Here is a 19,912-nt window from a genome sequence, read left to right on the forward strand (position 1 = left end):
GCGGCTCCTCGGTCTGCGCGATGAACTGAGGTCGTGCGTCGGTGCGTTGCGCCCAAAGAGCGGCTGACTAGCCGGTAACCTTACTGTGAAGTAACGCTCAACGGGGAGCCCAGCGCTCGTTTTTCATGAGGTTCCCGAGCCCGGACCAGGCGAAGTTCATCAGCGTCGCGGCGGCCTCCTTCGCCGTCACCCCGGCGGTCTCGTTGGCCCAGCTCGCCAGCGACTCGGCGGACCCCACGAGCGCCTGCGCGAGCGCGGCCACATCGCGCTCGGTGATGGCGGAGGCGTCCCGCGCCTCCCGCGCCGCCTCCCCGATCAGCCCCGCCACGAAGGCCGTGATCTCCTCCCGCATCCGGGCCGCCTCCCCGGCGAACGGCTCCCCCTGCGTCCGTGCCTGCCGGCTGAGCACCGCCCAGGAGTCCGGCTGCTCGGCGGCGTACGCGAAGAAGGCCGAGAGTCCGGCCCACAGCCGCTCGTCCGGCGGCGCGCCCCGGTCGACGACCGCCTCGGCGACCACCGCGAGCAGCGCCTGCGCCTCGCGCCGGATCACGGCGGTGAAGAGCTCCTCCTTGGAGTTCAGATACAGGTAGACCAGCGGCTTGGAGACCCCGGCGAGCTCGGCGATCTCGTCCATCGAAGCCGCCTGGTAGCCGTGGCGGGCGAAGCTCCGCACGGCCGCGTCCAGCATCTGCCGCTCCCGCACGGCCCGCGGCAGCCGCCGCGCTCTCGCACCGTCGGCCATGGCGCCCCACCCCTGCTTCCAAGATCCATTGGATGCCCCGCAGAAGCCTACGTGCCCCCTGCCCGGACGGGGGCAGGGGGCACGCGGGGGAACGGCGGGGCCGTACGTACGGGTGGGGGTCAGGCCGCGACCGCCACCGACTCCTTCGTCTCGGCCGCGCGGTCGCCCGCCAGGTCGTCGATCGGGGACGACGAGGCGTTCTCGTACGCGGTGAGGTCGAGGATCTTCTCGCGGGCGGAGACGACCACCGGGACCAGCGCCTGGCCGGCCACGTTGGTGGCGGTCCGCATCATGTCGAGGATCGGGTCGATCGCCATGAGCAGGCCGACGCCCTCCAGCGGGAGGCCCAGGGTGGAGAGGGTCAGGGTCAGCATGACCGTCGCGCCGGTCAGACCGGCGGTGGCCGCCGAGCCGATCACGGAGACGAAGGCGATGAGCAGGTAGTCACCGATGCCGAGCTGCACGTCGAAGATCTGCGCGATGAAGATCGCGGCGAGCGCCGGGTAGATCGCGGCGCAGCCGTCCATCTTGGTGGTGGCGCCGAACGGGACGGCGAAGGAGGCGTACTCCTTCGGGACGCCGAGGCGCTCGGTGACCTTCTGGGTGACCGGCATGGTGCCGACCGAGGAGCGGGAGACGAAGGCCAGCTGGATGGCCGGCCAGGCGCCCTTGTAGAACTGGACCGGGTTGACCTTGGCGACGGTCGCGAGGAGCAGCGGGTAGACGCCGAAGAGCACCAGGGCGCAGCCGACGTAGACGTCGGCGGTGAAGGTCGCGTACTTGCCGATCAGGTCCCAGCCGTAGTCGGCGATGGCGAAGCCGATGAGGCCGACGGTGCCGAGCGGGGCGAGGCGGATGACCCACCACAGGGCCTTCTGGAGCAGCTCCAGGATCGACTCGGAGAGGGTGAGGATCGGCTTGGCGCGGTCGCCGAGCTTCAGGGCGGCGATGCCGGCGACGGCGGCCATGAAGACGATCTGGAGGACGTTCAGCTCGGTGAAGGGCGTGATGACGTCCGTCGGGATGATGCCCGTCAGGAAGTCGATCCAGGAGCCCTCGTGCTTGGGGAGCTTGCCGTCCTTCGGCGTGAGGCCGGTGCCGGCGCCCGGGTTGGTGATCAGACCGATCGCGAGGCCGATGGCGACCGCGATCAGCGAGGTGATCATGAACCAGAGCAGCGTGCGGCTGGCGAGCCTGGCGGCGTTGTTCACCTTCCGCAGGTTGGTGATCGACACCAGGATCGCGAAGAAGACGAGCGGGGCCACGGCCAGCTTGAGCAGCTGGACGAAGATGTCGCCGACCTGGCCGAGGGTCTCCTTCAGCCAGGAGACGTCCTGGCTGCGGGCGATCCAGCCGAGCAGGGCGCCGAGGACCAGACCGGCGATGATCTGGGCCCAGAAGGGGACCTTCGGTATGCGGGACGAGGGCTTGGCCTCGTTCTCGGGCGTGGTCGCGGACGCGGACACAGACACACTCCACAGGTGCGTATCGGGCAATACGGGGACGGGGGTGCGGCGCACACGCGATTCACGCGGGCCGCTGCATGATGCCGGGTCAGAGCGCGCGGCAACAGACCGCGGACATACAGCGGCAGAGATCGACATGCAGGCGCGCCACGAGCGGGGTGCTCGCGGCATCGAGGAGGCGCACAACTGTCGTCATGTCGAACACGTTAACACTTGAACTTTGAGATCCTCAAAGCCGTTCTTTGGGTGAGGCGGGTCCGCCTCCGGCCTCCGAAACGCAGAACGCCCCTGGCAGGAGCCTTGGAAGCTCCCGCCAGGGGCGGATGATCTGTGATGAAGCTTACGCGGCCCTTATGGAAGGGCCCCCGGAGCGCTCCCTAGAGCGCGTCCTCCTGGGACTGGTTGGCGGCGAGCCGGCCCTTGGCGCGGTCGACCTTCGCCACGACCTCGGCGCTCGCCTCGTCCCGCACCTTGCGCAGGAGCACGAAGCTCAGCGGGGCGGAGATGACGATGGAGAGCACCAGGACCCAGAGCAGGTTCGAGTCGCCGAGACCGCGCGGCAGCACGCCGACGTAGACGAGACCCCACAGGGCGAGGAAGCATCCGGCGAAGATGCCGAGACGCATCAGCGTGTAGCGGAGCATGTCAGCCCACTCTTCCGTTCCGACGTTCCGAAAAGTACCCAAGATCCCGTACGGGACAAGTGCCCCTCCAGTGAAGCACGGAGCGCCGGACGCCCCGGGCGCGGGCCCCTTGAGTGCCTCGAAAGTAATAGATACCCTACGGACATGACCCTTACTTTTGAGGTGGACCCGCCGGTCGACCCCGCCCTGCGCGACGGCGTGCTCTCCCTCTGGGCCGACGTCTCCAACGCCGGCGGTGCGGTCGGCTTCGTCCCGCCCGTCACCCCCGACGCGATCCGCCCCGCCCTCCTCAAGCACCTCGTCGCGATGACCGAGGGCGGCACCCGGCTGCTCGTCGGCCGCGACGAGGACGGCGAGGTCGCCGCCACCGCCTTCTTCACCTTCAACAGCCACCCGCTGATGAGCCACTGGGTGTGGCTCTACACGGTGATGGTCCACCCGCGCCACCAGGGCAGGGGATACGGCCGCGACCTCATGGCGGCCGTCGAGCACACCGCCCGCACCGCCGAGGGCTTCGGGGCCGTCGAGGCGATCCGGCTGACCTGCCGGGGCGGCACCGGCGTCGACGGCTTCTACGCCAAGTCCGGCTACAAGGAGGTCGGCCGCGTCCCCGACGCGATCCGGGTCGCCCCCGGCGACGACCGCGACGACATCATCATGCTGCTGCCCCTGACGTGACCGGAAGCGGCACCGGCACCGCCACCGGCTGACGCGACCCGACCGCACCGGGCACGGAAAGTCGGGTCCGCGCGGCCCCTCCCTTCCTACGGTGAAGGCACGGAAAAGGAAGGACCGACCACGTGCTGGAGCGGCTCAACCAGGCACTCGACCACATCGAGGACCGCCTCCGCGGCGACCTCGACCCGGCCGAACTCGCCCGGATCGCCATGACCTCGGAGTACCACTTCCGCCGGCTGTTCTCGGCCCTCGCCGGAATGCCGCTGTCGGAGTACGTACGGCGCCGGCGGCTCACCCTCGCGGGCGCCGAGGTGCTCGCCGGGGAACGGACACTCCTGGAGATCGCGGTCCGGTACGGCTACGGCTCCGGGGAGGCCTTCGCCCGCGCGTTCCGCGCGGTGCACGGCACCGGCCCCGGCGAGGCCCGCCGCACGGGGGCCGCGCTGCACGCCCAGCCGCGGATGTCCTTCCGTCTCGTCGTCGAAGGGAAGAGCAGCATGCGGTACAGGGTCGTGGAGAAGGAAGCCTTCCGGATCATCGGGCGCGGAGCCCGCGTCCCCCTGGTCCACGAGGGGGAGAACCCCGCCATCGCCGCGCACATCAGATCCATCGGCCAGGAGGCCCTGGCCCGGCTCGCGGGCCTCTCGGACGGGGAGCCCGCGGGCGTCGTCTCGGCGGTCACCCACCTCTCGGACAGCCGCGAGGAGGGCGCCGAACTGGACTACTGGCACGGGGCCGTCAGCGGCGCCGAGGTACCGGAGGAGTTCGGGGCGCTCGACGTGCCCGCCGGCACCTGGGCGGTCTTCGAGAACGACGGCCCGTACCCGCAGGCACTCCAGTACCTGTGGCGGGACGTCTTCACCCAGTGGTTCCCGTCGAACCCGTACGCGAGCCGGCCCGGCCCCGAGATTCTGAACGTCCGCCCTTCGGAGGACTGGACGACGGCACGGGCGGCGCTGTGGATCCCGGTGGAACGCACGGCGGAGTGACGACCGTACGGCCGCGCGGGCGCACCCGCCCCCGGGGCCGTACACCCCGAAGCGGAAGGGCCGGTGGGATCTCCCACCGGCCCTTCTCGCCGTCCGTCTCCGCCCGGGGCGTCAGACCCGCATCGGCTGCGGCGACTCGCGCCGGTTCGCGTCCGGGCCCGGGTACTCGCGGATGATCTCGTACCGGGTGTTCCGCTCGACCGGCCGGAAGCCCGCGTCGCGGATGAGGTCGAGCAGGTCCTCGCGGCCCAGCTTGTTCGGCGTGCCGTAGTTGTCGGCGTCGTGCGTGATCTTGTACTCGACGACCGAGCCGTCCATGTCGTCGGCGCCGTGCTGGAGCGCGAGCTGCGCCGTCTGCACGCCGTGCATCACCCAGAAGACCTTGACGTGCGGCACGTTGTCGAAGAGCAGCCGGGAGACCGCGAAGGTCTTCAGCGCCTCGGCACCGGTCGCCATCGTGGTGCGCGCCTGGAGCTTGTTGCGGACCTTGCCGTCCTGCATGTCGACGAAGTCGTGCTGGTAGCGCAGCGGGATGAAGACCTGGAAGCCGCCGGTCTCGTCCTGGAGCTCACGCAGCCGCAGCACGTGGTCCACGCGGTGGCGCGGCTCCTCGATGTGCCCGTACAGCATGGTCGCCGGGGTCTTGAGACCCTTCTCGTGGGCGAGCCGGTGGATCCGGGACCAGTCCTCCCAGTGGGTGCGGTGGTCCACGATGTGCTGCCGGACCTCCCAGTCGAAGATCTCGGCGCCGCCGCCGGTCAGCGACTCCAGACCGGCCTCGATCAGCTCGTCGAGGATGTCGGAGGCCGACAGCCCGGAGATCGTCTCGAAGTGGTGGATCTCCGTGGCGGTGAACGCCTTCAGGGAGACGTTCGGCAGGGCCTTCTTGAGCTCGGAGAGGGAGCGCGGGTAGTACCGCCAGGGCAGGTTGGGGTGCAGCCCGTTGACGATGTGCAGCTCGGTGAGGTTCTCGTTCTCCATCGCCTTCGCGAGGCGCACGGCCTCCTCGATGCGCATGGTGTACGCGTCCTTCTCACCCGGCTTGCGCTGGAACGAGCAGTAGGCGCAGGAGGCGGTGCACACGTTCGTCATGTTCAGATGACGGTTCACGTTGAAGTGCACCACGTCGCCGTTCTTGCGCGTCCGGACCTCGTGGGCCAGACCGCCGAGCCAGGCGAGGTCGTCGGACTCGTACAGCGCGATGCCGTCCTCACGGCTCAGCCGCTCACCGTCCCGGACCTTCTGCTCCAGCTCCCGCTTGAGCCCAGCGTCCATCTCCGGCCGCCTCCCTCTTCTCCGAATAAAACCGTGCCAACCGTACTCCCCCGCCCTTCGGGCGGGAGGTACCCCCGTTCCGCTTCGCCTCAGGCCTCTTCGGGCAGCTCCCCGACCCGGTTCTCCCACTTGGTGGAGAGCACGACCGTCGTACGGGTACGGGAGACGCCCTTGGTGCCGCTGAGGCGGCGGATCGTCTTCTCCAGGCCGTCGACGTCGCCGACGCGCACCTTGAGCATGAACGAGTCGTCGCCGGCGATGAACCAGCAGTCCTCGATCTCCGCCAGGTCCTTGAGGCGGCGGGCCACGTCCTCGTGGTCGGCCGCGTCCGAGAGCGAGATGCCGATGAGGGCGGTCGCGCCGAGGCCGAGCGAGGCGGCGTCGACGGTGGCGCGGTAGCCGGTGATGACCCCGGCCGCCTCAAGACGGTTGATGCGGTCGGTGACGGAGGGGCCGGAGAGCCCGACGAGCCGGCCGAGCTCGGCGTACGAGGCGCGTCCGTTCTCACGCAGAGCCTGGATGAGCTGCCTGTCCACGGCGTCCATAGGTAGATGCCTTCCATTGTCCAGCGATACCGCGAGTTTAGGTATAGAATCTAAGGTACACAGGGAAGACGCCCTGTGAATCTTTCAGTCGATCAAAGACGATCTTTCAGGAGTGGTGTTCACCGTGTACACGATCGAGATGGCCTACGCACGCATGCGCGAGCTGCAGGAGATGGCCAACCGCTCGCGTGCCCACCAGCAGTCCGCCGCCTCGAAGCGTGCCGCCAAGAAGCACGCGAAGAAGCGCTAATCAGACCGGAGGGCCGCTCCGCCGAGCTCTCCCTCCCAGCGGCGGTACAGCCGGTGCGGCACCCCTGCCGCGTCCAGCACCCGCCCGGCGACGAAGTCCACCAGATCCTGGATGTGCGTCGCCCCCGCGTAGAACGCCGGAGAGGCGGGCAGCACCACGGCGCCCGCCTCGTCCAGCGCCACCATGTGCCTGAGCGTCTGTCCGTTCAGCGGGGTCTCCCGCACGGCGACGACCAGCGGACGCCGTTCCTTCAGCGTCACGCTCGCGACCCGCTGCAGCAGGTCCTTCGAGAGCCCCAGTGCCACTCCCGCCACCGCCGCGGTCGAGGCCGGCACCACCAGCATCCCCTTCGCCGGGTACGACCCCGAGGACGGCCCCGCGGCCAGGTCCCCGGCCGCCCAGTACCGCACGTCCTCCAGCGCCTCCGACACGTCGAACGCGTCCGGCTTCCCGTCGGCGCCCCGCGCCAGCCAGACCGCCAGGTCCTCGCGCCAGTGCGCGTCCCGGAAGGAGATCCCCGTCTCGTCGAGCAGCGTGAGCCGCGAGGCCCGCGACACGACGAGGTCGACGCTCTCCCCCGCGGCGAGCAGCCCCCGCAGCACGGACGCCGCGTACGGCGTACCCGACGCCCCGGAAACCCCCACGATCCAGGGGGTGCGCTTGCCGTCGTTCATGCCGTCGAGCCTATCCGTCGGGGGGCTGGTGCTACGGGGTGAGCCCGCGGACCAGCAGGTCGAGCAGGGCGCACACGAACAGGGCCATGCCGATGAAACCGTTCACCGTGAAGAACGCCCGGTTCAGCCGCGAGAGGTCGTGCGGCTTCACGATCGAGTGCTCGTAACAGAACGCCGCCGCCACGATCACCAAACCGGCCCAGAAGAAGACACCGGCGTCGGTCGCCAGGGCGTACCAGACGAGCAGGCCCGTGGTGACGACCGCCGAGGCGCGGGCGCCCCACAGCGCGGCCGGGATGCCGAAGCGGGCCGGCACCGACATCACGCCGTGCGCCCGGTCCGCCTGCACGTCCTGGCAGGCGAAGATCAGGTCGAAGCCGCCGATCCAGACGCCCACCGCCAGACCGAGGATGACCGCGTCCCAGGACCACTCCCCGGTCACCGCGAGCCAGGCGCCGATCGGCCCGATCGCCTGGGCGAGGCCCAGGATGGCGTGCGGGAAGTTGGTGAACCGCTTGCCGTACGGATAGACGACCATCGGGATGACGGCGAGCGGCGCGAGCGCCAGACAGAGCGGGTTGAGCAGGGCCGCGGCGCCGAGGAAGACGACGACGGCGATCCCGGCCCCGGTCCACGCCGAGCGCACGGACACCGCACCGGTCACCAGCTCGCGGTGGGCGGTCCGGGGATTACGCGCGTCGATCTCGCGGTCGATGATCCGGTTGCAGGCCATCGCGAAGGTCCGCAGCCCCACCATGCAGACGGTGACGAGGAACAGCGTCCACCAGTGGATGTTCCTGTCCAGCTGGTACATCGCGGTGAGCGCGGCGGTGTACGCGAAGGGCAGCGCGAAGACCGAGTGCTCGATCATCACGAGGCGCAGGAACGCCTTGGTGCGCCCCGGCTCGGCGCCGGGTACGGCGGCCGTGGTCACAGGCCGTACTCCTTCCAGCGGCGGTCCACCAGGGCCGCCGTCGCCGGGTCCGACTCCACCATGTCCGGCCAGCCGCCGTCCCGGGTGTAGCCCTCCTCGGGCAGCTTCTTCGTGGCGTCGATACCGGCCTTGCCGCCCCAGAACTGCTGGTAGGAGGCGTGGTCGAGATGGTCGACGGGGCCCTCGACGACCGTGAGGTCGCGGGCGTAGTCGGTGTTGCCGAGGGCCCGCCAGGACACCTCGTGCAGGTCGTGCACGTCGCAGTCCTTGTCGACCACGATGATCAGCTTGGTCAGCGACATCATGTGCGCGCCCCAGATGGCGTGCATGACCTTCTGCGCGTGCTTCGGGTACTTCTTGTCGATCGAGACGATCGCGCAGTTGTGGAAGCCGCCCGACTCCGGCAGGTGGTAGTCGACGATGTCCGGCACGATGATCTTGAGGAGCGGCAGGAAGAAACGCTCCGTCGCGCGGCCCAGCGGGCCGTCCTCGGTCGGCGGCCGGCCGACGACGATCGACTGGAGCAGCGGACGCTTCCGCATCGTCACGCAGTCGATCTTCAGCGCCGGGAAGGGCTCCTGCGGGGTGTAGAAGCCGGTGTGGTCGCCGAAGGGACCCTCCGGCAGCATCTCGCCCGGCTCCAGCCAGCCCTCGATGACGACCTCGGCCTGCGCGGGGACCTGGAGCGGGACGGTCTTGCAGTCGACCATCTCGATCCGCTTGCCCTGCACGAAGCCGGCGAAGAGGTACTCGTCGATGTCGCCGGGCAGCGGGGCCGTCGAGGCGTACGTGACGGCCGGCGGGCAGCCGAAGGCGATGGCGACCGGCAGCCGCTCGCCCTTCGCCGCCGCGACGGCGTAGTGGTTCCGGCTGTCCTTGTGGATCTGCCAGTGCATGCCGATGGTGCGCTTGTCGTGCCGCTGGAGGCGGTAGAGCCCGAGGTTCCGGACGCCCGTCTCGGGGTGCTTGGTGTGGGTGAGCCCCAGGTTGAAGAAGGAGCCGCCGTCCTTGGGCCAGGTGAACAGCGCGGGCAGTCGGTCCAGGTCGACGTCGTCGCCGGTGAGGACGACCTCCTGCACGGGCGCGTCGCCGGCCTTCACCTTCTTCGGCGGCACGTGGACCATCGAGCCCAGCTTGCCGAAGGCCTCGCGGACGCCGACGAAGCCGTGCGGCAGCTCGGGCTTCAGGAGCCCGCCGATCTTCTCGCTGATCTCGCCGTACGACTTCAGGCCGAGGGCCTTCAGCAGCCGGCGGTCCGTACCGAAGACGTTCATCGCGAGCGGCATGGCGGAGCCCTTGACGTTCTCGAAGAGAAGCGCCGGACCTCCCGCCTTGTTCACCCGGTCGACGATCTCCCCGACCTCCAGGTACGGGTCGACTTCGGCCTTGATGCGCTTGAGGTCGCCTTCGCGCTCGAGGGCCCTGAGCAGCGAGCGGAGATCGTCGTAAGCCATGGGGGCAAGTATCCGCCACCCGATAGGCTTGACCTGTCACCGGGGCCTGTGAAACGGGCTCCGCCACCGCTTCCAGGGGGCTGTCCCACATGCTCAGGGCGCTGCTGTTCATCCTGCCGCTGGCGCTGATGATCTACGCCTTCATCGACTGCCTGAACACCCCGGAAGAAGAGGTCAAGCACCTCCCGAAGCCGGTCTGGGCCATCGTCGTCCTGCTGTTCAGCGTGGTCGGCGCGATCGGCTGGATCGTCGCGGGCAAGGAGCGGCGGCCGAGGACCGGGGGCGGCGCGGGCGGCTGGGTGGCCCCCGACGACAACCCGGAGTTCCTGAAGTCCCTCCGGGACGAGAAGAAGGACGAGAAGAAGGACGAGCGGGCGGACGGTCCGCGGGGCGGCGACGAGTCGGCCCTGAAGGACTGGGAGGCGGACCTCCAGCGGCGCGAGGAAGAGCTGAGGAAGCGCGAGCGCGGCGAGGACACCGACAGCGGGAAGGCCCGCGGCGAGGACACGGACAGCTGATGGAGCTGCGGCTCCTCGCCACCTTCGAGAAGGTCGCGGACGTCCTCTCCTTCACCCGGGCGGCCGCCGACCTCGGTTACGCCCAGTCCAGCGTCACCGGCCAGATCCGGTCCCTGGAGTCCTCGCTCGGCGTGGAGCTGTTCGAGCGGCTCGGCAGCCGCATCCGGCTCACCGAGGCCGGGGAGCGGCTCCTGCCGTACGCCCGCCGGATGGCCGAGCTGGCGGAGGAGGCCCGTACGGCCGTCGCGGTCACCGAGGAACCCTCCGGGACGATCGCCGTCGGCACCATGGAGTCCCTGACCTCCTACCGGCTGCCGCCGCTCCTGGAGTACTTCCACCACCGCTATCCGGGCGTCCGGCTGACGCTACGGCCCACGCTCGGCGACGCGACCCGGCAGGCGCTGCGGCAGGGCACGTACGACGTCGGCTTCCTGATGGAACCCGGCACCGAGCACGAGGGCCTGGAGTCGGAGGTCCTCGCGCCCGAGCCCCTGGTGCTGGTGGCGGGGCCGGACCACCCGCTCGCCGGCCGTACGGGCCTGACGGCCGAGGACCTGGCCGGGGCGCGGCTGGTGGGCACGGAGCCGGGCTGCCCGTACCGCGACCTCTTCGAGGAGGCGCTGCGGGAATGGGCGCCGCCGTTCATGGAGTTCGGCACGATCGAGGCGACGAAGCGGGGCGTGGCCGGGGGCCTCGGGGTGGCGCTGCTGCCCCGGGTGACGGTGGCGGAGGAACTGGCGTCGGGGACGCTGGTGGAGCTGGCGTGGGAGGCCCCGTTCACGCTGTTCACCCAGCTCGCGTGGCGACGGGGGAAGCGGCTTCCGGCGCATGTGCGGCTGTTCGTGGAGCAGGCGCGGCGACTGGTGCGGGAGCAGAGCCCGAGGGACTGAGGGCGGGGGTGTCCCGTACGGGGTCGGGGTCGGTGTCCTGTACGGCGGCGGGGTCGGTGTCCTGCTCTGCTCCGGCTCCGGCTCCGGTTCCGGCCGCCGGGGCGGGGTTCCGTACCCCCGACAGGGTGACCCTTAGGCTGGCCAGCACGATCAGGGGGACCCCGAGCGCCTGGACGAGCCCGATGTGGTGCCCGTACACGGCCCAGTCGACACCCATGGCGACGGCGGGATAGGTGAAGGCGAGCACGGCGATCTTGGCCGTGGGCAGCTTGGCGTAGGCGGCGTACATGAGCACGTACATCAGCCCGGTGTGGATGATCCCGAGCCCGGCGAGCCAGGCCCAGCCGCCGCCGATGCCGCCGAGCTCGCCGAAGGCGACGAAGGGCAGCAGCAGGGGCAGCCCGACGAGCACCTGGACGAGGGCGACGAGGTGCGGCCGGACGCCGGTGACGCGCTTGGTGACGAAGGTGGCGAGGGCGTAGAGGACGGCGGCGGCGAGGGCGAAGCCGAGCCCCTTGAGGGAGGCGGTGTCGCCGGGCCGGACGCCGGAGACGAGGACGAGCCCGGCGAAGGCGAGCGCGAGCCACCCGAGCTTGCCGCCGGAGATCCGCTCCCGGGTGAGGACGGCCCCGAGCAGCACGAGGAAGAAGGGCTGGGTGTGGTAGACGACGGTGGCGAGGGAGATGGAGGTCGCTTCGTACGCCTCGAAGAGGAACACCCAGTTGAAGACGATGAACACGCCGCCGAGGGCGGCGAGCCCGAGCTTCCGGGGGGTGAACCCGTGCCCGGTGAAGAACCCCCGGAGGAGGCTGTACGCGCCGAGCGCGAGGGCGCCGAAGAGGCACCGGAAGAACACCACGGTGAAGGGCGACGCCCCGGACTCGACGACGAAGACGCCGAGGGTGCCGGAGAGCACCATGGCGAGGGTGAGTTCGACGGTTCCCCTGGTCTCGTTTCTCATGGGAACGACGCTACGAACGGCGCGCCCGCCGGTCCACGAGCCAGTGGGGGGTCCTGCCGATGGGGGCGATAGCCGGGGCCGATCGGGCCATGGAATACCCCTGGGCGAGAGCGAGTTGGCACCGGAACACCCCTGACACCGGAGTACGGACATGACCCTCGAAACGGCAAGTGGATCACCCCGCGCGAACGGCTCGAACGGCCCGGCCCGCTCGTTCCTCTTCGTCCTGGGCAGCTCGCGCGCGGACGGCAACACCGAGATCCTGGCCCGCGCGGCCGCGGCGCAGCTGCCGGCCGACGTCCCGCAGCGCTGGGTGGACCTGAACCGGCTGCCGCTGCCGGACTTCCAGGACGGCCGGCACGAGACGGACGGATGGCCGGCCGACGAGACCGAGGAACTGCTGCGCGAGGCCACGCTGGAGGCGACGGACATCGTCATCGCCTCCCCGCTGTACTGGTACACCCTCTCGGCCCAGACGAAGCGCTACCTCGACTACTGGTCGGGCTGGCTGAACGTCCCGGACTCGGACTTCAAGGAACGCATGGCGGGCCGGACGCTGTGGGGAGTGACGGCGATGGCGCACGAGGAACACGAGGTGGCGGACGGCCTGACGACGGCCCTCCACCACTCGGCGGCCTACCTGGGCATGCACTTCGGCGGCGTACTGACGGGCACGGCCTCCCGCCCGGGCCGCATCAGAGCCGACGAACAGGCCCTCCTCCACGCCAAGACCTTCTTCGCCGGCGCCACCCCGCTCGCCCGGTTCCCTTACGAGGAGGGGGCGGGGGCGGTGGCGTGAGGGCCGCCTCGTCCCGGAAGAGGTGCCGGTTCACGCGAGGCGACCGGCACGACCGCGTCCGGCCGGACCAGCCACTCTCTCCCTCCGCGTTCGGGCCGCAGAAACGCCGTGGGCTGCTTCCGGCGCTCACCGGGTAGCGCTGCCGGATCCTCGTAGTCGGCAATGACGTCACGCAGGATGCCGACCCTTCCGGCGCTGTCCTGAACACGCCTGCCGACGTCTTCGGGCGTGATCACGAGTGGCCCTCAGGGTGCCGCCGCAGGAAGACGTTGCAGTCGGACACGGTGGTGAAGTCCCCACCGGCCCGTGCGCGGTCCCGCACGTTCGCGAGTTCGACGCAGCCGGCACAACCTTCGACCGGCTCCGGGGCCCGAGAGGGAAGGGGGAGATGTACCGGGCCACTCATGGTCGTCTTGCGCTTCTCCATGAACCCGACGCTAGGGAGACGGAGTTGGCCAGGGCTACGCTGGTTTCTCGAGTTTGCTCGACAAGCGCCCCGGATTGTCGACGCTTTCTCCTGAACCTCGGCCGACACCGTAGAACCGAGTCCGGCCCCGGACCATGCTGTTGGATCAACACCCCTCGGAAGGGACAGCGTCCATGGCCCGACAGTTGCGCTTCACCGGTACCGACAGCAAGATCGACGGCTGCCCCGCCCTGCACGCGGACGAGGAGACCGGCGAGATCATCGTTCAGGGCACACCGGTCACCGACCCGGCAGACCTCGCGCAGCTCCAGCACCTCGGGCCGGGCGAAGCAGCGGTGGCCGTACCGCGCGAGCTGCTCGTGAACTGGGGGCCGAAGGAGATGGAGCGAGTGCCGGAACTGGTCGACCGGGACACGTTCCGTCGCCTGTTCGAGACCTTCCATCACACCGCCTGGCGTCTGGAGACGCGACGCGGCTACGCATCGGACCGACAGGACCCCGACTACCAAGCGTTCCTGGCCACGGGCTCTTCTCCCTGCGACCTCGCTGCCCGCCGAGGACTTCTGGATCTTCGACTCGCGGATCGTGGCCCTGCTGCACTTCGACGACGAAGACAAGCTGCTCGGCATCGAGCTGATCACCGAGCCGGCGGAGCTCGTCCGGTACTGCGTCGCCCGCGACGCCGCCATGCACCACGCGGTGCGATACGACCGGTTCGCGGCGCAGGTGGCTGCGGTCGAGTAGCACGAGCGACCGGTGAGCACCGACTACCAGCAGGCAAGGGCAGCGCTGGGCGCGCGACTGCGTGAACTTCGCTTCACATGCCCCACCGGCCGACTCACCGGTCGACAACTCGCACAGCGTCTCGGCTGGCAGGGTTCCAAGGTCAGCAAGTTGGAGAACGCAAAGCAGACGGCCACCCCCGAGGACCTTCAGGCGTGGGCCGACGCGACCGGCAGGCCTGAGGTCTATCCAGAACTCGCTGCCCGGCTGGCCGGGTTCGAGTCCCACATCAGGTCCTGGCGCAGGGCATTGGCCAGCGGCTTTCAGCCGATGTACGAGGGGCTGACCGCCGAGATCAACCGCTCCTCGGACATCCGGGTGTGGGAAGAGGCGGTCGTCCCGGGGCTGATGCAGACCCCCGAGTACGCGCGCCACGTCATCCGGCGCTACGCGGAGCTGCTGGGAGTCACCCAAAGCGTGGAGGACGCCGTACGCGCTCGGACACAGCGCCAGGAGTGGCTCTACCAACCCGGGCACAAGCTGCGCGTGCTGGTCTGGGAAGCCGCGCTTCGGTCGCTGATCTGCCCGCCCTCGGTGCTGGCGAGCCAACTCGACCGGCTCGCCGGAATGATCGGAATGGACACGGTCGAGTTGGGCGTCGTCCCGTTCGCGGTACCGGTGAAGATCGTCCCCGCCAACGGCTTCTGGCTCCTGGGGGACCGCCTGGTCGTGGCGGAGGACTGGCACGCCGAGCTTTGGCTGGACGACGCCGACAACATCGCCCTGTACCAGAAGGTCTGGAAGACGCTGCGGGAGTCCGCCGTGTACGGGGCCGAGGCCCACAACATCATCAGCTCGGCGCGACGTGCGCTGAACCCATGAGGTGCGGAATTCCGGCTCTGGCGGGGGTTCGGCACACGGAAGGACGAGAGTGCGCGAACAGGACGCCGCCGCATGGGACATGTGGGGCGCCGCCAGGCCGGGCCGCAAGGAGGCGAACGCGGCCGGGGCCTCCACCTGGTTCAACTGGACGCAGTGGCCCGATCACGGGCCCGACGAGAAGATCCTCGGTGACCTCCCCGGAGCGCGGGTCCTCGACCTGGGCTGCGGAAGCGGTGGCAACCTCGCCCACCTGGTCGCGCGCGGGGCCGAGGCGGTCGGCGTGGACATCTCGCCCGTCCAGGTGGCCAAGGCCCGGGAGCGCCGGCCGCACCTCGACGTGAGGGAGCAGGCGGCCGAGGAGTTCCTCACGGCGGACACGTACGGGTTCGAGGCCGTCTGCTCGGTCTTCTGAGCCGCCTGGTTCACCGATCCCGTCGACCTGCTGCCCCTCGTCCATGCGCGCCTGACGCCCGGCGGTGTCTACGCCTTCTCCCACAGCCCCCCGGCCCTGGCGGGCTGCTACGGGCCGCAGGCGTCCCGGATACAGCCGCCGGGGAAGGGAGCGGAACCCGTCTTCGTGAAGCGGTGGGACCACGAGCCCGGCACCTGGGCGGAGCTGCTCCTTCGGGCCGGGTTCACGGACGTGACGGCCGAGGTGGTCCCGCCCCCTGAGGGGAAGAGAACCGGGACCCTGCTCGTCCGGGGCGTCAGGCCGGCGTGAGCGGCGCCGGACGCCACGTACTCCTCCCCCTCCTCCCCCTCCCGACCGACGAAACCCACCCCCACACGTGACGCCCCTCTCTCCCCGGGGAACACTCCCCCCATGGACCAGGACCAAGCCCGGCTGTGGCTCTCCACCGCGCTCTCCGAAGCCCGTGCCGGGCGGGACGAAGGCGGGGTTCCCATCGGGGCCGCGCTCTACGGGGCCGACGGCGTTCTGCTCGGGCGGGGGCGGAATCGGCGGGTGCAGAGCGGTGATCCGTCCGCGCATGCCGAGACCGAGGCGTTCCGGGCCGCCGGCCGGCAGCGGTCGTACCGGGGGACGACGATGGTGACCACCCTGTCGCCGTGCTGGTACTGCTCCGGGCTCGTGCGGCAGTTCGGGATCTCCCGGGTGGTCGTCGGGGAGGCCGAGACCTTCCGCGGCGGGCAGGACTGGCTGGCCGGGCACGGCGTCGAGGTCGTCCTGCTCGACGATCCCGCGTGTGTGGAGCTGATGCGGGAGTTCATCGCCGTCGAGCCCGCACTGTGGAACGAGGACATCGGCGACGAGTGAGGCCGGCCCGCCCACGACCGCCACCGGCCGACAACACATCCACAACGGAGTCGAAAAGCCGACCGCTTTCCCAACACACCGTCGATATCCTGAAGTTGACTGTGACGGGGGTGACGGGGAGTGGACAGGGAGCTGTACGGCCGCGAGGCGGTCCTGGACGAGACCGGGCTGGTCGCGCGGCTCAGCGGGCTCACCCGGCTCGGCGCCGCCCGCGTGCCGTTCGAGCACGGGGACGATCCGCCGGTCACTGTCTTCACCGGCGGGCGCGGTACGGGCAAGACCGCCCTGCTCAAGGAGGTCCGCAACCGCTACAAGGGCTACACACCGCTGGCCTTCCTCGACTGCGCCCACATCGATCCGCCCGCCGACCACGGCCCCGGCTGGACCCCGGTCACCGGCGCCCTCTCCGAGCTGGCCGTACAGCTGTCGCCGAAGGTGCTCGGCGCCCGGCCCGTCCGGTTCCCCCGGCTCTCGCTCGGCCTGGTCGCCGTCGCCTCCCTCGCCTGGTCCCGCGAGGACGACGACCGCGCCCGGCGCGACCTGCTGCGGCTCGGGCCGCTGCTCGCGACCGTCGACGCCACCCGGGGCGCCGCCGCCAACTGGGTCGGCAAGGTCCTCGCCAAGCTCGCCGCCACCTTCGCCGAGGCCACCGCCCCGCTCGCCGGGCTCCTCGCCGAGGCCACCGTCGAGACCGTCCTGGAGGAGGTCTTCGGCCGCCTCCAGCGCACCTCCGAGAGCTGGTACGGGAGTTACCGCAACGCCGGCGGGCGCGGCAAGGCCGGCCTCCAGCAGCTCGCGATCGACTTCGAGCAGGGCGGCCGGCGCCGCCGCGAGGCCGAGGACTTCCTCGTCGGCGCCCTCACCGAGGACCTCCTGCACGCCTACACCGGGCTCCGGCGCGGCAGCCGCATCGGCCGCCCGCTGCTCCTCCTCGACAACGCCCACGAACCCCTCGGCCGGCAGCTCGTCGAGCCGGTCCTGCGCGCGCGGGCCGCCGAGGGCCGCCGCGACCGGACCGTCGTCCTCGCCACCTCCCGGGTCCGGGACCACGAGGGCCTGCGGCACGCCACCCGCGTCCGGCTCCCGGAGACCGCGCACCGGGCGCCCTGCCCGCGCGCGACGAGCGTCGGCTCCGGCATCCTCGCCGTCGAACTGACCCCGCTCTCCCCCGCCCAGACCCGCTCCGCCTTCGACCACCACGACCCCGCCGGCCGGAATCCGGCCGAACTCGCCCGCGCCGTCCACCGGTTGACCGGCGGCCGGCCGCTCGGCGTCGCCCTCCTCGGCCGGGCCGCCGGCGAGGCGCCCGCGCACCTGCGGCCCGCACTGACCCCGGGCGGACTCCTCGACCTGACGGTGGAACTCCGCGAGGACGCCCCGCCGGTGCCCGTCGCCGCCACCCTCCTCGCCGAGCTCCTCCCGGTACCGCGGCCCGGCCCGTACGCCGTGCTCGCCGCCGCCCACGACGAGGAGTCGGCCCGGATGCTCGCCCACGCCCGGCTCCAGGGCGAGTCCCTGGACGGGGACGTGGCGCTGCGCGTCCGCGACCGGCTGCGCTCCGAGGACTGGCCGGAGGCCCCCGGCCACTTCGTCGCCGACCCGCTGCTGCGCGCCCTGCTGCTGCACCGGCTGCGCTTCGAGGACGGCGACCACCCCCGGTACGCCGCGTGGCGCGCCGTCCACGAGACCCTTCACCGGCACTACGGACCCGAGCCGGGCCCGTACCGGCTCCATCACGACCTGGCGCTCGGCCGCACCGAGGAGGCCGTCGTCCATCTGCGGGACACCTTCGCCGGCCCCGACGTCCTCGGCTGGCTGGGCCGGCTGCGGTTCATCGCCTCCGCCCCGTACCCACGCGAGCGGAACCTGACCGGCCCCGACCCGCGCCGGGCCGTCGCCCTCGGGCAGGGGCCTGCGGGAGGCCTGGTGGCAGGGGGACCGGGACCGGACCTCCCGTCCGGCGGCCCCGGTCCCGAGGCCGACCGCACCGAACTCCACCTCGCCGTACGGCGCCTGCTGCACGCCGTATGGCTGCTCACCGATCCGCTGGCGCTGCCCGACGAGGAGGTGGCCGACCGTCTCGCGCACGAGCTGCGCCGGCTGTCCGGCCGGCATCTGACCGGCAGCGGTTCGCTCTGGGACGCGGCCACCCACTGGCCGCGCGACATCCGTGCCTGGCGGGAGCCGTCCCTGCCGCCGGGCCGCGAGGACGGAGTCTGACGCCATGCCCGACCGACCGCTCGGCACGCTGCGCCGCCGCGTCCGCACCCCCCGCCAGAAGCTCGTCGCCTCCGTCGTCGGCGCCGCCGTCGTCCTCGGTCTCGGCGGCTACGGCATCGCCCGGCTCACCACCCCGGAGGACCGTTCCTGCGCGCCCGGCGTCGACCGCCCGGCCGGCAGCGGGGAATGCGTCGGCGTCAACGGCTCCGGCCACGACTTCGGCGTCGCGGACCTCAAGGACGTCGCCGAGGCCATCCGCGCCGAGAACGCCACGCTCAAGGAGGGCGAGTACGTCACCGTCGCCGTCCTGCTGCCCCTGACCTCCGCCGACAGCGGCATGCGGACCAAGGTGCTGCACGAGGTCCAGGGCGCGTACGCCTACCAGTACCGCGCCAACCACGAGTCCAACAGCGAGACCCCGAAGATCCGTCTGGCCCTCGCCAACACCGGCAAGGGCAACGCCCACTGGCGCGAGACGGTGGACCGGCTCGTCACCATGACGGGCGCCCCCGACCGGCTGCGGGCCGTCTCCGGCGTCGCGACCTCCTCCACCGAGGTCCGGGAGGCGGTGGCCGCGCTCACCACCGCCGGGATCGCGGTCGTCGGCACCACGATCACCGCCGACGACATCGCCAACGGCCCCGGCCACAACCGCTACCCGGGGCTCGCCCGCGTCTCCCCCACCAACACCGACGAGGCCAAGGCCCTCTCGCACTTCGGCCGGGTGGACGCCACCAAGGCCTTCCTCGTCCAGGACACCCGGACCGGCGACCACTACACCGACACCCTCAAGGCCGCCTTCACCGCCAACCTCAAGGGCGCCCCGCACGAACCGGGGCTCTTCACCTCGCCCGCCGACCCCACCGAGGACGGCACCACCGCCAACACCTTCCGCCAGATCACCCATCTGATCTGCGACACCCGCGCCGAGACCGTCTTCTTCGCGGGCCGCCACACCCAGCTCCGGCAGTTCATCAACGCGCTCGGCTCGCGCGGCTGCACCGACCGCGCCTTCACCGTCCTCACCGGCGACGAGGGCTCCTACCTGGGCGCGGACGAGAAGCTCGACCGCAAGGCGCTGAAGGCGAAGCTGACCGTGCGGTACGCCTCGCTCGCCCATCCGGACGCCTGGAAGCCCGCACCGGGACGGCAGGTTCCGGCGACGGGCGGTTCGGTGGTGGCGTACTCGACGTTCCTGACGGACATCGCCCGCGCCTCGAAGAAGCCGGTGGCGCTCACGGACGGCCAGGCGATCATCGCGTACGACGCGATGGCGACGGCGGTCCACGCGATCCGGCAGGCCACCCCGGACGGCTCGGCGTACCCGTCGAAGGAGGACGTCGGTACGCAGTGGCCGCAGGTCAAGGGCTCCCTGCGGGTGCGGGGCGCGAGCGGCTGGATCTGCCTGGACAACTACGGGAACCCCTACGACAAGGCGGTCCCGATCGTGGAACTGGCACAGGACGGCACCCAGCGCTTCGTCCAGATCGCCTGGCCGGAGGGCAAACCGCCGACGGAGGCCTGCCTGCCGCCGAAGCGGGGGTGAGCCGGGGGTGCGCTACGGT

The 19,912-nt window shown here is 71.0% G+C and carries 20 protein-coding genes and 1 pseudogene; 12 read left to right on the forward strand and 9 right to left on the reverse strand.

From position 1 onward, the window contains the following. Positions 1 to 97: 97 nt before the first annotated feature. From ASD33_RS06460 to ASD33_RS06470, 3 genes are all read right to left on the reverse strand, one after another. Positions 98 to 742 carry a TetR/AcrR family transcriptional regulator gene (locus ASD33_RS06460; protein WP_056554715.1) on the reverse strand — a complete coding sequence of 215 codons (645 nt, stop codon included), beginning with the start codon at positions 740 to 742 and terminating at the stop codon, positions 98 to 100. 119 nt (positions 743 to 861) lie between these two features. Beyond that, positions 862 to 2,208 carry a dicarboxylate/amino acid:cation symporter gene (locus ASD33_RS06465; protein WP_056554717.1) on the reverse strand — a complete coding sequence of 449 codons (1,347 nt, stop codon included), beginning with the start codon at positions 2,206 to 2,208 and terminating at the stop codon, positions 862 to 864. 377 nt (positions 2,209 to 2,585) lie between these two features. After that, a complete protein-coding gene (locus tag ASD33_RS06470; RefSeq protein WP_056554720.1) occupies positions 2,586 to 2,852 on the reverse strand; it encodes a DUF4229 domain-containing protein in 267 nt (88 codons plus the stop codon). Positions 2,853 to 2,996: 144 nt separating this feature from the next. On the opposite strand from ASD33_RS06470, the gene ASD33_RS06475 reads away from it, so the two are divergent. Continuing rightward, positions 2,997 to 3,530 carry a GNAT family N-acetyltransferase gene (locus ASD33_RS06475; protein ID WP_056554722.1) on the forward strand — a complete coding sequence of 178 codons (534 nt, stop codon included), beginning with the start codon at positions 2,997 to 2,999 and terminating at the stop codon, positions 3,528 to 3,530. A 122-nt stretch (positions 3,531 to 3,652) separates the two neighbouring features. Then, on the forward strand, positions 3,653 to 4,519 hold the full coding sequence (locus tag ASD33_RS06480; protein WP_056554727.1) for an AraC family transcriptional regulator: 867 nt from the start codon (positions 3,653 to 3,655) through the stop codon (positions 4,517 to 4,519). A gap of 111 nt (positions 4,520 to 4,630) precedes the next feature. Here the strand turns inward: ASD33_RS06480 and mqnE are convergent, their stop codons facing one another. Further along, entirely contained in the window at positions 4,631 to 5,794 is a 1,164-nt protein-coding gene (gene mqnE / locus ASD33_RS06485) for an aminofutalosine synthase MqnE (protein ID WP_056554730.1), read from the reverse strand. Between the two features lie 89 nt (positions 5,795 to 5,883). Next, on the reverse strand, positions 5,884 to 6,339 hold the full coding sequence (locus ASD33_RS06490; protein WP_056554732.1) for an Lrp/AsnC family transcriptional regulator: 456 nt from the start codon (positions 6,337 to 6,339) through the stop codon (positions 5,884 to 5,886). A gap of 112 nt (positions 6,340 to 6,451) precedes the next feature. On the opposite strand from ASD33_RS06490, the gene ASD33_RS35705 reads away from it, so the two are divergent. Further along, complete coding sequence (locus ASD33_RS35705; protein WP_199863461.1) at positions 6,452 to 6,589, forward strand: hypothetical protein; 138 nt, start codon at positions 6,452 to 6,454, stop codon at positions 6,587 to 6,589. On the opposite strand, the gene ASD33_RS06495 is transcribed toward ASD33_RS35705, so the two are convergent. The 3 genes from ASD33_RS06495 to ASD33_RS06505 are packed head-to-tail and all read right to left on the reverse strand — an operon-like array spanning position 6,586 to position 9,651. Further along, positions 6,586 to 7,263 (reverse strand): UbiX family flavin prenyltransferase, encoded by a 678-nt coding sequence (locus ASD33_RS06495; protein ID WP_056554735.1) that lies wholly within the window; start codon positions 7,261 to 7,263, stop codon positions 6,586 to 6,588. The genes ASD33_RS35705 and ASD33_RS06495 overlap by 4 nt on opposite strands. 31 nt (positions 7,264 to 7,294) lie before the next feature. Further along, the gene (gene mqnP, locus ASD33_RS06500; RefSeq protein ID WP_056554738.1) at positions 7,295 to 8,197 is read right to left on the reverse strand and encodes a menaquinone biosynthesis prenyltransferase MqnP; all 903 of its coding nucleotides are present in this window, start codon (positions 8,195 to 8,197) and stop codon (positions 7,295 to 7,297) included. Further along, positions 8,194 to 9,651 carry a menaquinone biosynthesis decarboxylase gene (locus tag ASD33_RS06505; RefSeq protein WP_056554741.1) on the reverse strand — a complete coding sequence of 486 codons (1,458 nt, stop codon included), beginning with the start codon at positions 9,649 to 9,651 and terminating at the stop codon, positions 8,194 to 8,196. The genes mqnP and ASD33_RS06505 overlap by 4 nt, the downstream gene beginning before the upstream one ends. 89 nt (positions 9,652 to 9,740) lie before the next feature. Between ASD33_RS06505 and ASD33_RS06510 the strand changes: the two genes are divergently transcribed. After that, positions 9,741 to 10,169, forward strand: coding sequence for a PLD nuclease N-terminal domain-containing protein (locus ASD33_RS06510; RefSeq protein WP_056554744.1), 429 nt, complete (start codon positions 9,741 to 9,743; stop codon positions 10,167 to 10,169). After that, complete coding sequence (locus tag ASD33_RS06515) at positions 10,169 to 11,059, forward strand: LysR family transcriptional regulator (RefSeq protein WP_056554747.1); 891 nt, start codon at positions 10,169 to 10,171, stop codon at positions 11,057 to 11,059. Before ASD33_RS06510 ends, ASD33_RS06515 begins: the two co-directional genes overlap by 1 nt. Here ASD33_RS06515 and ASD33_RS06520 read toward each other — a convergent pair. Next, on the reverse strand, positions 10,956 to 12,020 hold the full coding sequence (locus ASD33_RS06520) for a DMT family transporter (RefSeq protein WP_056554749.1): 1,065 nt from the start codon (positions 12,018 to 12,020) through the stop codon (positions 10,956 to 10,958). The two genes, ASD33_RS06515 and ASD33_RS06520, sit on opposite strands and share 104 nt — an antisense overlap. 151 nt (positions 12,021 to 12,171) lie before the next feature. On the opposite strand from ASD33_RS06520, the gene ASD33_RS06525 reads away from it, so the two are divergent. From ASD33_RS06525 to ASD33_RS06555, 7 genes and pseudogenes are all read left to right on the forward strand, one after another. Beyond that, entirely contained in the window at positions 12,172 to 12,819 is a 648-nt protein-coding gene (locus ASD33_RS06525; protein WP_056554752.1) for an NAD(P)H-dependent oxidoreductase, read from the forward strand. Between the two features lie 600 nt (positions 12,820 to 13,419). After that, positions 13,420 to 13,990: pseudogene (locus tag ASD33_RS06530) on the forward strand (DUF6879 family protein). 12 nt (positions 13,991 to 14,002) lie between these two features. Then, on the forward strand, positions 14,003 to 14,851 hold the full coding sequence (locus ASD33_RS06535) for a helix-turn-helix transcriptional regulator (protein WP_056554754.1): 849 nt from the start codon (positions 14,003 to 14,005) through the stop codon (positions 14,849 to 14,851). A gap of 49 nt (positions 14,852 to 14,900) precedes the next feature. Then, positions 14,901 to 15,263, forward strand: coding sequence for a class I SAM-dependent methyltransferase (locus tag ASD33_RS36900; protein ID WP_347232270.1), 363 nt, complete (start codon positions 14,901 to 14,903; stop codon positions 15,261 to 15,263). A gap of 411 nt (positions 15,264 to 15,674) precedes the next feature. After that, on the forward strand, positions 15,675 to 16,127 hold the full coding sequence (locus ASD33_RS06545) for a nucleoside deaminase (RefSeq protein WP_056554758.1): 453 nt from the start codon (positions 15,675 to 15,677) through the stop codon (positions 16,125 to 16,127). Positions 16,128 to 16,247: 120 nt separating this feature from the next. After that, positions 16,248 to 18,347 (forward strand): hypothetical protein, encoded by a 2,100-nt coding sequence (locus ASD33_RS06550; protein ID WP_056554761.1) that lies wholly within the window; start codon positions 16,248 to 16,250, stop codon positions 18,345 to 18,347. A 4-nt stretch (positions 18,348 to 18,351) separates the two neighbouring features. Then, on the forward strand, positions 18,352 to 19,893 hold the full coding sequence (locus ASD33_RS06555; RefSeq protein WP_056554766.1) for a hypothetical protein: 1,542 nt from the start codon (positions 18,352 to 18,354) through the stop codon (positions 19,891 to 19,893). The last annotated feature ends 19 nt before the right edge of the window (positions 19,894 to 19,912 follow it).

The organism is Streptomyces sp. Root1304 (assembly GCF_001426405.1).
Classification (GTDB): Bacteria; Actinomycetota; Actinomycetes; order Streptomycetales; family Streptomycetaceae; genus Streptomyces.